This is a genomic window from Corynebacterium mucifaciens, from assembly GCF_012396315.1.
Taxonomy (GTDB): Bacteria; Actinomycetota; Actinomycetes; order Mycobacteriales; family Mycobacteriaceae; genus Corynebacterium; species Corynebacterium mucifaciens.
In genome coordinates this window covers 94,815-107,465 of the sequence record NZ_JAAXPF010000005.1, presented here as the reverse complement: position 1 = coordinate 107,465, position 12,651 = coordinate 94,815, and the positions used below count along the sequence as shown (strand labels likewise).

At 66.0% G+C, this 12,651-nt stretch carries 8 protein-coding genes; 5 read left to right on the top strand and 3 right to left on the bottom strand.

Features of this window, described 5'->3' with window-relative positions; all coding sequences use genetic code 11:
• Positions 1-25: 25 nt before the first annotated feature.
• Positions 26-1,432 (top strand): NAD(P)H-quinone dehydrogenase, encoded by a 1,407-nt coding sequence (locus tag HF989_RS05950; RefSeq protein WP_168684781.1) that lies wholly within the window; start codon positions 26-28, stop codon positions 1,430-1,432.
• Positions 1,433-1,435: 3 nt separating this feature from the next.
• Here HF989_RS05950 and HF989_RS10895 read toward each other — a convergent pair whose 3' ends face one another.
• Positions 1,436-2,695, bottom strand: a complete 1,260-nt coding sequence (locus HF989_RS10895) for a short-chain fatty acyl-CoA regulator family protein (RefSeq protein ID WP_168684779.1) — start codon at positions 2,693-2,695, stop codon at positions 1,436-1,438.
• A gap of 166 nt (positions 2,696-2,861) precedes the next feature.
• Between HF989_RS10895 and prpD the strand changes: the two genes are divergently transcribed.
• The 4 genes from prpD to HF989_RS05925 all read left to right on the top strand — a co-directional run bounded on the left by prpD (position 2,862) and on the right by HF989_RS05925 (position 10,064).
• Entirely contained in the window at positions 2,862-4,373 is a 1,512-nt protein-coding gene (prpD, locus tag HF989_RS05940) for a 2-methylcitrate dehydratase PrpD (protein WP_168684777.1), read from the top strand.
• Positions 4,373-5,296, top strand: a complete 924-nt coding sequence (gene prpB, locus HF989_RS05935; protein ID WP_168684775.1) for a methylisocitrate lyase — start codon at positions 4,373-4,375, stop codon at positions 5,294-5,296. Before prpD ends, prpB begins: the two co-directional genes overlap by 1 nt.
• Before the next feature lie 39 nt (positions 5,297-5,335).
• Complete coding sequence (locus HF989_RS05930) at positions 5,336-6,481, top strand: bifunctional 2-methylcitrate synthase/citrate synthase (RefSeq protein WP_168684774.1); 1,146 nt, start codon at positions 5,336-5,338, stop codon at positions 6,479-6,481.
• 154 nt (positions 6,482-6,635) lie between these two features.
• A complete protein-coding gene (locus HF989_RS05925) occupies positions 6,636-10,064 on the top strand; it encodes a pyruvate carboxylase (RefSeq protein ID WP_168684771.1) in 3,429 nt (1,142 codons plus the stop codon).
• A gap of 162 nt (positions 10,065-10,226) precedes the next feature.
• Here HF989_RS05925 and HF989_RS05920 read toward each other — a convergent pair whose 3' ends face one another.
• The gene (locus HF989_RS05920) at positions 10,227-10,739 is read right to left on the bottom strand and encodes a GNAT family N-acetyltransferase (RefSeq protein WP_168684769.1); all 513 of its coding nucleotides are present in this window, start codon (positions 10,737-10,739) and stop codon (positions 10,227-10,229) included.
• A gap of 71 nt (positions 10,740-10,810) precedes the next feature.
• Positions 10,811-12,598, bottom strand: coding sequence for an ATP-binding protein (locus HF989_RS05915; protein ID WP_343033559.1), 1,788 nt, complete (start codon positions 12,596-12,598; stop codon positions 10,811-10,813).
• Positions 12,599-12,651 lie beyond the last annotated feature (53 nt).

Genomic DNA, 12,651 nt, shown 5'->3' with positions numbered 1-12,651 from the left:
CACACAACCCACGAGGAGAGCTGTTTTGTCCAAGAAGATCGTCATCATCGGTGGTGGCCCCGGCGGTTACGAGGCCGCGCTGATGGCATCCAAGTACGGTGCGGACATCACGATCATTGAAGACAGCGGTGCGGGCGGGTCAGCGATCCGCAAGGACGTCGTTCCCTCCAAGAGCTTTATCGCGGGCGCGAACATCAAAAACGACCTCCGTCGAGCCGACGATATGGGGCTGAGCCACGCCTTGGGCGACGCGAAATTGTCGCTCTTGGCGCTCAACGAGCGAGTGCAGTCGCTCGCGGGGGAGCAGTCCGGTGACATCCGGGCCCAGCTGGAGCGCAGCGGTGTGCGCTTCATCGAGGGGCGCGCTCGCTTTGGCAAAGAGCAGACCGGCCACACCACCCACAGCATCGAGGTCGAGCTGGCGGACGGTACGAGTGAGACGATCATCTGCAACATGGTGCTGGTCTCCGTCGGCGCGAGCCCACGCGTACTCAAAGGTGCGGAGCCGGACGGCGAGCGCATCCTCAACTGGCGGCAAATGTACGACCTGAAGGAGCTTCCCTCCCACCTCATCGTGGTTGGCTCCGGTGTGACCGGCGCTGAGTTCGTCTCCGCATTCGCCGAGCTGGGGGTCAAGGTGACCATGGTCGCCTCCCGCGACCGCATCCTGCCTCACGACGACGCGGATGCCGCCGACGTGCTCGAGGACGTGCTGGCGACCCGCGGTGTGCAGCTAGAAAAGGACGCCCGCGTTGAGCGCGTGGAAAATACCGGCGACGCCGTCATCGTCCACACCACCGACGGCCGCGCCATCGAGGGCTCGCACGTAATGATGTCCATCGGCTCCGTCCCCAACACCGCGGACCTGAACCTCGAGGCCGCGGGCGTGGACGTCACCCCGTCCGGCCACATCCACGTCGACCGGGTCTCGCGCACCAACGTTGCCGGCATCTACGCCGCTGGAGACTGCACCGACCTCATGCCGCTGGCGTCCGTCGCGGCGCAGCAGGGCCGCACTGCCGTCGACCACGCGCTGGGCGAGGGCGTGAGCCCCATCCGCTTGAAGACGGTGGGCAACGCGGTGTTCACCCGTCCGGAAATTGCGGCGGTGGGCGTGACAGAGCAGCAGATCCGCGACGGCGAGATCGAAGCGGATATTTACAAGCTGCCGCTGGCCACCAACCCGCGCGCGAAGATGCGCTCGCTGCAGTACGGCTTTGTCAAGATCTTCGCCCGTAAGGGATCCGGCCAGGTGCTCGGCGGCGTGATTGTCGCGCCGACCGCATCCGAGCTGATCTTGTCCCTGACCATTGCGGTGACGAACAACCTCACCGTCACACAGTTGGCCAACTCGATGGCGGTGTACCCGTCGCTGTCCGGCTCCATCACTGAGGCCGCGCGCCGCCTGATCACCCACTCCGACCTGGATTAGGCGCTACCAGGCAGGGAACGCCCGCTGCGGGCAGTTTGTGCGCGGGCAGGCGGCGCACCCCGGTCCGATCGGCGTTGCCGACGCCGGGTCCACATCGAGCCCGTCGGCGTAAATCAGCTCGTGCGCGTGCGCCGCGTCGCACCCAAGCGCGACTGCGTGCTCGCGCCGGGGGAGCCCGAAACCCACAGCCGGGCCCTGCACCATGCGCGCCACCCATAGGTGCGTCCGGCCGTCGGGGGTGGAGGAGACCTGCCGCGTCACCCGGTTGGGGGTCTCGAAGGCGCGGTGCACCACCCAGAGCGGACACGTCCCGCCGGAGCTAGAGAAGTGGAACGACGCAGTGGCCTGGCGCTTGGACACGTTGCCCGCGCGGTCGGTGCGGATGAACACGAACGGCACGCCCTGCGCCCCGTGCCGCTGCAGGGTGCCTAGGCGCTGGCAGGTGGATTCAAAGCCGGTGCCGAAGCGGGCGGAAACCACGTCGATGTCGTAGCGCGTCTCTTTGGCGGCGGCGAGAACCTCCGCGTACGGCATGGTCACGGCCGCGGCGTAGTACTGCGCGAGGCCGTGGGCGGTCACGGTGCGGGCCGAAGGGTCGTCGATAGGCACAGTTAGCTCCGAGATCTCCTCGGACGCCGACAGCGTGCCGTAGTGGTATGCGAGCTCGAAGCATTGCTGCGCCTCAGTCAGACCCGCGCGCAGCCTGATTTGGCGCGGCTGCGTATCGACGACGCTTCGCCCCTGGACCTGCTGATTGAAGCGGACCGGGTAGCCGAAGTCCCTGTCCAGCGCAGCGGCGAGACGAGTGAGCCGCATCTGGCGGCCGCCGAGGTTGGCGGCCAGCGCCTCGGCGGCGGTGTCGAGCCCGTGGAAGTAGTTGCCGTGCTTCTGGAAGAAGTTCCGGGTGGCCTCGTATGGGTTGGGGGAGTCGCCGCGTAGGCGGGCGGGGATGCTGCGCACTCCGTCGGCGATGGCGGGGTACGAGCGGGCGAAGGCGGCGAGGTCCCGCTCGGAGATGTCCGGGATGAGTTCTGCCAATTCCGCGGCGGTACGGCGCTCCGCGTCGCCGGAGAAAAAGGCCGCGTCCACGCCGAAGACGGTGGTCAACTGCACAAGCACCGAGGCGGTGAGCGGGCGCTGGTCGTTTTCTAGCTGGTTGAGGTAGCTCGTAGAGAGGTCCAGGGCGCGTGCCATATCTGCCTGCGTGAGCCCGCGTGCTGTGCGCAGCGTCCGGATCTGTCCCCCCGCATAGAGCTTCGCCACCGCCTTTTCGCCTCCTCGATGCCTTGGATGAGCTGCAGTTTTACAACACTTCGCAATCTACAGCTTCCGTGGACGCAACATTCCGCAAACGTAGCTATGACCTGTAACACATTTGTGCCCCTACTATGAGGCGCACCATCATGGCCGGTTCGCCAAGGAGAGACGCATGATCAACCACGAAGTTCGCACACACAAGTCCGCCGAGGATTTTCCGATAGAGGAGCATTTGGCGTACAAGATCGCCAGAGTCGCCGCCGACCCGGTGGAGGTGCCGGAAGAGACGCGCGAGATGATCATCAACCGCGTCATCGATAACGCCTCGGTCGCCGTCGCCTCCTACAACCGCCGCCCCGTAGCTGTGGCCCGCGCCATGGCAAAGGCGCACCCAGCCGACAACAACGGCTCGCTCATCTTCGGCGAGGACGGCACCTACTCCGCGGAGTGGGTCGCGTTCGCCAACGGCACAGCGGTGCGCGAGCTGGACTACCACGACACGTTCCTCGCCGCCGAGTACTCGCACCCGGGCGACAACATCCCTCCGATCCTGGCGGTGGCCCAGCACAAGGGCCTGGACGGCAAGGCGCTCATCCGCGGCATCGCCACCGGCTACGAAATCCAGGTCAACCTGGTCAAGGGCATCTCCCTGCACGAGTTCAAGATCGACCACGTCGCGCACCTCGGCCCCTCCGCCGCCGCCGGCATCGGCACCATGCTCGGCCTGGACGTGGACACCATTTACCAGGCGGTAGGCCAGGCCCTACACACGACCACCGCGACGCGGCAGTCCCGCAAGGGCCTGATCTCCTCCTGGAAGGCGTCCGCCCCAGCGTTTGCCGGCAAGATGGCCATCGAAGCCGTGGACCGCGCGATGCGCGGCGAGGGCGCGCCGGCTCCGATCTGGGAAGGCGAGGACGGCGTGATCGCGTGGATGCTGCACTCGCCGGAGCGCACGTACTTCGTCCCGCTGCCGGGCGACGGCGAGCCGAAGCGGGCGGTCTTGGATACCTACACCAAGGAGCACTCAGCCGAATACCAGGCGCAGGCGCCGATCGACCTCGCGCGCCGCATGAAGCAGACCATCGCGGACGCAGGCAAGACCACCGCCGACATCGCCTCCATCGTGCTGCACACCTCGCACCACACCCACTACGTCATCGGCACCGGTGCGAACGACCCGCAGAAGATGGACCCGTCCGCCTCCCGCGAGACCCTCGACCACTCCATCATGTACATGTTCGCGGTCGCGCTTGAAGACGGCGCGTGGCACCACGTGGATTCCTACACCCCGCAGCGCGCGAACCGCCCCGAAACGGTGGAGCTGTGGCACAAGATCTCCACGGTGGAGGACCCCGGGTGGACCCGCCGCTACCACTCGACCGACCCTCACGAGAAGGCGTTCGGCGCGCGTGCGGTGATCACCTTCAACGACGGCACCGTCATCGAGGACGAGATGGCCGTGGCGGATGCCCACCCGCTCGGCGCCCGCCCGTTCGTGCGCGAGAACTACGTCGCCAAATTCCGCACGCTCGCCGAAGGCATCGTCGATACGCAGGAGCAAGACCGCTTCCTCGCCGCCGCGCAGGACCTGGAAAACCTCACCGACCTGACCGAGCTGAATATCCGCGTCAACGACGCAACGTTGGCCGTCGCCGACACAATCCCGGGAGGCATCTTCTAATGTTCGCACCTGAAACAACCCCGAGCCAACGCCGCAAGGCGCTGCGCCGCTCGCTCGCAGGGGAGGCAATTACCACCCTGCCTGGCGCTTTCAACCCCCTCACCGCCCGGCTGATCGAGGACATCGGTGCCTTCTCCGGCGTCTACGTCTCCGGTGCCGTGGTGGCCAACGACCTGGGCCTGCCGGACATCGGCCTGACCACCCTGAGCGAGGTGGCCAACCGCGGCGGCCAGATCGCCCGCGCCACTAACCTGCCCGTGCTCATCGACGCGGACACCGGCTTCGGCGAGCCGATGTCCGCCGCCCGCACCGTCGCCGAATTCGAGGCCGCAGGCTTAGCCGCGTTGCACCTGGAAGACCAGGTCAACCCGAAGCGCTGCGGCCACCTCGACGGCAAGGAAGTCGTGCCCACCGACCTGATGGTGCGCCGCATCACCGCCGCAGTGCGCGAGCGCCAGGACGACGACTTTGTCATCTGCGCGCGCACCGACGCCGCCGGCATCGAGGGCATCGACGAGGCCATCGAGCGCGCCAAGGCCTACGCGGACGCCGGCGCCGACCTCATCTTCACCGAGGCGCTGTACTCCGAGGCGGACTTTGCCAAGTTCCGTGAGGCCGTCGATACGCCTCTGCTCGCGAACATGACCGAGTTCGGCAAAACCGAGCTGCTGAGCGCCAAACAACTGAAAGACCTCGGCTACAACGCGGTGATCTGGCCAGTGACCACCTTCCGCATCGCCATGGGCCAGACCGAGGAGATGCTGCGCGACATGGCCGAAACCGGCACCCAGGTGCCGTGGCTGGACAAGATGCAGCACCGCTCCCGGCTCTACGAACTCGTCCGGTACGAGGAGTACAACCAGTTCGACCAGTCCGTTTTCACCTATTCCAAGGACACCTACAGCTCCACCTTTGAGAAGTAGGCCCCACACCCCCCCAAACCCAACAAGGAGAGATCCACCATGACCGAGCAAGACATCCGCAAGGGCCTCAACGGCGTCGTCGCAGACTACACCGCCGTGTCCAAGGTGAATCCGGAGACCAACTCGCTGCTCTACCGCGGCTACCCGGTCCAGGAACTGGCAGAGCACTGCACTTTCGAGGAAGTGGCCTACCTGCTGTGGAACGGCGAGCTTCCGAACGACGAGCAGCTGGCGGAGTTCCGCGGCGGCTGCATGGAAAACCGCGACATCGATGAAGAACTGATCCAGGTGATCAACTTCATGCCGAAGGACTGCCACCCGATGGACGTGCTGCGCACCGCAGTGTCCTACCTGGGTGCGGAGGACCCGGAGAAGTTCACCACGGACTCAGCCCACTTGCAGTCCATCGGCCGCAAGCTCCTGGCCAAACTGCCCACGATCGTGGCCACGGATATCCGCCGCCGGCAGGGCAAGGACTACATCGCGCCGAGCAAGGAAAAGGGCTTTTCCGAGAACTTCCTCTGGATGGTTTTCGGCGACGAGGAGAATTCCCCCGCCAACATCCCGAGCGACATCGAGGCGTTTGAGAAGACGATGATCCTCTATGCCGAGCACTCCTTTAACGCCTCGACGTTCACCGCCCGCACCATCGCCTCCACCATGTCCGACGGCTGGTCCGCCATCACCGGCGCTATCGGCGCGCTCAAGGGCCCGCTGCACGGCGGCGCCAACGAGTTTGTCATGCACCACATGGAAGAGATCGGCGACCCAGCGAAGGCGGAGCAGTGGTGCCTGGACAAGCTGAAGAACAAGGAGCTCGTCATGGGCTTCGGCCACCGCGTGTACAAAAATGGCGACTCCCGCGTGCCCACCATGGAAGCCGCCTTTAAGAAGCTCGCGGCGGAGCACCCGGAAAAGGACGCGCAGAAGTGGGTGGAGATGTACGACATCATGGCGAAGACCATGTACGACAACACCTCCATCCACATCCGCCCGAACCTGGATTTCCCCTCGGGGCCCGCGTACTACATTCTCGGTTTCGATATCGAGTTCTTCACCCCGCTGTTCGTGATGTCGCGTATCACGGGCTGGACCGCGCACATCATCGAGCAGTTTGAGAACAACTCGCTCATCCGCCCGCTGTCCGCCTACAACGGCCCGGACGAACGCCACGTGGAGCGCTAGAGCGCACCCCAACCCCCGAAAACGCGGGTCGCCGTGAACGGTGGCCCGCGTTTTGTACCCCCACGCTTTCCCCCGAAGCGGCCCGGAAAAGATGTGATCTGTATTAAACTGCCCGTAACCTTATGACCGCAAACCCCTTTGCGAAAGGAGCCCGATGAACCCGGACAATCTTCCTCTGCACGACCTACCCGGCTTTAACAAGATCCTGGTGGCAAACCGCGGCGAGATCGCCGTTCGTGCGTTCCGAGCAGCGTTTGAGACCGGCGCGAAGACGGTTGCCGTCTATCCCCGCGAAGACCGCAACTCCTTCCACCGCCCGTTCGCTGACGAGGCAGTCCAGATCGGCGAGCCGGGCCAGCCGGTGAAGGCCTACCTGGACATCGACGAAATCATCCGGGCGGCAAAGAAGACCGGCGCGGATGCGGTGTACCCCGGCTACGGGTTCCTCTCCGAGCGCGCCGAGCTCGCCCGCGCGTGCCGCGACAGCGGCATCAAGTTCATCGGCCCATCGCCGGAGACCCTCGACCTCACCGGCGATAAGTCGGCCGCGGTCCACGCCGCGGAGCGGGCTGGCCTGCCGGTGCTGAAGGACTCTGAGCCGTCCGCAGACCCGAAGCAGCTGGCGGAGTACGCCAAGGAGTTCGAGTTCCCCGTGTTCGTCAAGGCCGTCGCTGGCGGTGGCGGCCGTGGCATGCGCTTCATTGAGAAGCCGGAGGACGTCGAGAGGCTTGCTGCGGAGGCCTCCCGCGAGGCGGAAGCCGCGTTCGGCGACCCGAACGTCTACATCGAGCGCGCGGTGATCAACCCGCAGCACATCGAGGTGCAGATCATGGCCGACTCTTACGGCAACGTGGTCCACCTCTTCGAGCGCGACTGCTCCGTGCAGCGCCGCCACCAGAAGGTTGTGGAGATCGCCCCGGCCCAGCACATCACCGAAGAGCAGCGTGAGCGCATCTGCCAGGACGCGGTGAACTTCTGCAAGGAAATCAACTACGAGGGCGCCGGCACCGTCGAATTCCTCGTGGACGAGGCCGGCAACCACGTCTTCATCGAGATGAACCCGCGCGTGCAGGTGGAGCACACGGTGACGGAGGAAGTCACCGGCATCGACATCGTGAAGAACCAGATGTACATCGCAGCTGGCGCTTCGCTGGAAGATGTCCACCTCACCCAGGACCTCATCGAGCTCAACGGCGCTGCGCTGCAATGCCGCATCACCACCGAGGACCCGGCCAACGGCTTCCGCCCCGACTCCGGCGTAGTCACCGGCTACCAGTCCCCGGGCGGAGCGGGCGTGCGTCTCGACGGCAACGTCGCCGTGGGCACCACGATCACCCCGAACTTCGACTCGCTGCTGGTGAAGATGACCTGCCGCGGCCGCAACTTCCAGGTGGCAGTGGACCGCGCCCTGCGCGCCCTCAACGAGTTCACCATCAACGGCTTGTCCACCAACATCGGGTTCCTGCGCGCCCTGCTCAGCGAGCCGGAGTTCCGCCACGAGCGCATCAACACCGGCTTCATCGCCGACCACCCGCACCTGCTGGAGGCGCCCGCGGCAGCCGACGACGCAGGCAAGATCCTTAACTACCTCGCGTCCGTGACGGTGAACCAGCCCAACGGCCCGCGCCCGACCAACATCCGACCGTCCAAAAAGCTGCCGGAGAACACCTACGGCGACCTGCCGCGCGGCTCCCGCGACGAGCTTTTGGATCTCGGCCCGAAGAAGTGGGCGGAGAAGCTGCGCAACCAGACCGCCCTCGGCGTCACCGAGACCACGTTCCGCGACGCGCACCAGTCCCTGCTGGCTACCCGCGTGCGCACCAACACCCTCGTGGCGGCGGCGAAGCACGTGGGCCACCTGACCCCGCAGCTGACCTCCGTGGAGGCGTGGGGCGGCGCAACTTTCGACGTGGGCATGCGCTTCTTGCACGAGTCCCCGTGGATGCGCCTGGACGAAATCCGCGAGGTCATGCCGAACGTGAACATCCAGATGCTGCTTCGCGGGCGCAACACCGTTGGCTACACCCCGTACCCGGACTCGGTGACCAAGGCGTTCGTGCAGGAGGCGGCCACCTCCGGCATCGACATCTTCCGCATCTTCGACGCCCTGAACGACGTCTCGCAGATGCGCCCGGCCATCGACGCGGTGCTGGAGACCAACACCACCGTCGCCGAGGTAGCCATGGCGTACTCCGGCAACCTGCTCGACCCGAACGAAGACCTCTACACGCTGGATTACTACCTCAACCTCGCCGAGGAGATCGTCGAGGCCGGTGCCCACGTGCTGGCCATCAAGGACATGGCTGGCCTCATGCGCCCGGCTGCCGCCGCCAAGCTGGTTGGCGCGCTGCGCGAGCGCTTCGACCTGCCGGTGCACGTGCACACGCACGACACTGCGGGCGGCCAGCTGGCCACCTACCTGGCCGCGGCGAACGCCGGCGCCGACGTGGTGGACGTCGCTTCCGCGCCGCTGGCTGGCACCACCTCTCAGCCGTCCATGTCCGCGTTGGTCGCGGCATTCGCCAACACCGAGCGCGACACCGGCATCGACCTGCAGTCCGTCTTCGACATGGAGCCCTACTGGGAGGCCGTGCGCCAGGTGTACGCGCCGTTCGAGTCCGGCATCCCGGGCCCAACTGGCCGCGTGTACAAGCACGAGATCCCAGGCGGCCAGCTGTCTAACCTGCGCACCCAGGCAAAGGCTCTAGGCTTGGAGGACCGCTTCGAGCTCATCGAGGACTACTACGCCGGCGTGAACGAGATCCTGGGCCGCCCGACCAAGGTCACCCCGTCGTCCAAGGTCGTCGGCGACTTGGCGCTGCAGTTGGTGGGCCAGGGTGTCAGCCCGGAGGAGTTCGCCGAGAACCCGCGCAAGTACGACATCCCCGAATCCGTCATCGGCTTCCTGCAGGGCGAGCTTGGTACGCCTCCGGGTGGTTGGCCGCTGCTGCGCGAGAAGGCGCTGGCGAACCGCTCCGAGGTCGACCACACCGTCCAGGTGCCGGACGAGCTTGCCGGGGACCTGGCGTCCGAGGACCACGCCACCCGCCGCGCGGCCCTGGACCAGCTGCTCTTCCCGAAGCAGTACGCCGAGTACCAGGAGCACCTGCGCACCTACGGCATCACCGATCAGCTGGGTGACAAGGCGTTCTTCTACGGCCTCGAAGAGGGCGAGGAGACGATGATCTGGTACGGCGAGATCGACGAGAACCGCCCGCCGCTCGTGGTCAGCCTCGACGCCGTGAGCGAGCCGGACGAGAAGGGCATGCGCCAGGTCATCCTCACCGTCAACGGCCAGGTCCGCCCGATCACCGTGCGCGACGAGTCCGCGGAGTCTTCCGTCGCCGAGGTGGAGAAGGCCGACTCTTCCAACCCCGGCCACGTCGCAGCGCCGTTCGCTGGCGCCGTCACCGTGACGGTGAAGGAGGGCGACGAAGTCAAGGCCGGCGACCCGGTCGCGACCATCGAGGCCATGAAGATGGAGGCCGCGATCTCCGCCACCAAGGACGGCAAGGTCGAACGCATCGCGTTCAGCCAGCCCACCAAGGTGGAAGGTGGCGACCTCGTGGTGGTCATCGCCTAAACCGCTCTCACGCAACACCGCGCGGACCGTCTAGTGGCCGCGCGGTGTTTGCTATACGGTCCGGGTACCGGGTGCGCGTTTGCCCAGGTGATGTTGGAACGAATTATCAATAACGGCGTGATCGTATAGCAGCTTGTGGTGGCTACTAGACGATTCGCGCCACTAGTTGTTATCCGCGCTGAAGTCCTCCACGTCGACGGCCATGACATTGTCGTGGCCCGCCACGTCTCTGAAGCCAAAGGACTCGTAGCGGTGGCGCGCCCGTTCGTTGTCAGGGTCCACCCACAGCGCCACCTTTGGTGCTCCCTGGCGCGTTGCTAGGTCCACGGCTGCCTGCAGTAGTTTTACCGCCAACCTGTGGCCGGCGTAGCGGTTCTCCACCGCGATGGCGATTTCGGGGATGTCGGGGGAGAGGTTCGCGTGGCCGTCGTCAGGCGACTGCCAGTAGCGCAACCACACCCCGCCCGCAGGCACGTCGAACTGGTCGAACGCCACGATGCCGCTTTCGCGTTCCGGGTCCCATTGGCCCACGTACGTCTCGGCGCCTTCGCGTTCGCTGTCGCCCACGTCGGCGCCCTCGTCGCCGAAGACGTCGGTGAGGTAGTTCAGCCTCCGCAAGTAGGTGCGGTCGGACTCCGTGGCTTCGCGCAAGTGGAACTCAGGTGTGTAATCCATGCGCACCACGTTAACCCGTCGAGTCGTTTCGACGCATGCGCCTGCCGACGCCTACCGCGTTGAGCGGAAGCCTATTTGAGCTCCATGAGCACGACGCCCTTGTTCACCTGCCCGCCAGCCTCGATGGCCAGCCCAGTGACGGTGCCGGCCTTGTGGGCCTTGACCGGGTTTTCCATCTTCATGGCTTCCAGAACCACCAACACGTCGCCCTCCGCGACCTCGGCACCCTCTTCGACGTTGACCTTGATTACCGTGGCCTGCATGGGGGAGGCGACGGCGTCGCCGGAGATGGAGGCCCTGCTAGCCTGGCGCTTCTTCGGCTTACGCTTCGCCGGGCCTGCGGCGACGAGCTCCTGCGGCAGGGCGACCTCGATGCGGCGACCGTCCACCTCCACGGTAAACGTGCGGCGCGCGGGCGCCTCCGATGCGGTGCCGGTGTCGGCGTCGGCACCGGCGGGGGCTGCCGGCAGTTCGCCGTCCCATTCCTCCTCGATCCACCGGGTATAGACGTCGAAGCCGTCCGCGTCGCCAATGAACGCAGGGTTATTCACCACGGCCTGGTGGAACGGGATCACGGTGGGAAAGCCGGCCACCACGTACTCGCCGAGAGCGCGGCGGGCACGCTCGATGGCTTCCTGGCGGGTGCTGCCTGTGACGATGAGCTTGGCCAGCATGGAGTCAAATTGGCCACCGACCACAGAACCTGCGCGCACGCCCGAATCCACGCGCACGCCGGGGCCGGCCGGCTCCGCGTAGGCGGTCACCGTACCGGGGGTGGGCATGAAGTTTGCGGCCGCGTCTTCACCGTTGATGCGGAACTCGATGGCGTGGCCGCGGGGGACGGGATCGCCGTCGATACGCAATGCCTCACCGCGGGCGATGCGGAACTGCTCCCGTACCAGGTCAATGCCGGTGGTTTCTTCGGTGACGGGGTGCTCGACCTGCAGGCGGGTATTGACCTCCAGGAAGGAAATCAGGCCGTCCGCGCCAACGAGGTATTCCACCGTGCCCGCGCCGTAGTAACCGGCCTCGCGGCAGATGGCCTTCGCGGAGGCGTGGATGCGCTCGCGCTGCTCGTCAGTAAGGAACGGTGCCGGCGCCTCCTCCACGAGCTTTTGAAAGCGGCGCTGTAACGAGCAATCTCGGGTGCCCACGACGACGACGTTGCCGTGCTGATCCGCCAGCACCTGGGCCTCCACGTGGCGGGCCTTGTCCAGGTAGCGCTCCACGAAGCACTCGCCGCGACCGAACGCGGCTGTGGCCTCGCGCGTGGCGGATTCGTAGAGCTCCGGGATCTCCTCGCGGGTGTAGGCCACCTTCATACCGCGGCCGCCGCCGCCGAACGCCGCCTTGATGGCAACGGGCAGGCCGTGCTCGTCGGCGAAGGCGATAACCTCGTCAGCGCCCGAGACAGGGTCCTTGGTGCCCGGTGCCATCGGGGCCTGCGCGGTTTCCGCGATGTGGCGGGCAGTGACCTTGTCGCCGAGGGCGGCGATGGATGCGGGGGAGGGGCCGATCCAGGTGAGACCGGCGTCGATGACCTTCTGGGCAAACTCCGCGTTTTCGGAGAGGAAGCCGTAGCCGGGGTGGACCGCGTCCGCCCCGGATTTCTTCGCAGCCGCAATCACCTTGTCCATGTCCAGGTAGCTCTCGGCGGCGGTCTCACCGCCCAGCGCGAAGGCCTCGTCGGCGAGTTGGACAAACGGCGCGTCCGCGTCGGGTTCGGCGTACACGGCGACAGACGCCAGCCCCTCATCCAGGCAGGCGCGGATGACACGCACGGCGATCTCGCCGCGGTTAGCCACCAGCACTTTGGTCACGCTGTGGGTGAGGTCAGTGGTCGCTGCAGTGGTAGGCACGAAGCTATCCCGTCCTTCAATCGGAGAAAGAAACCGTTACAAACGTCGGTCAA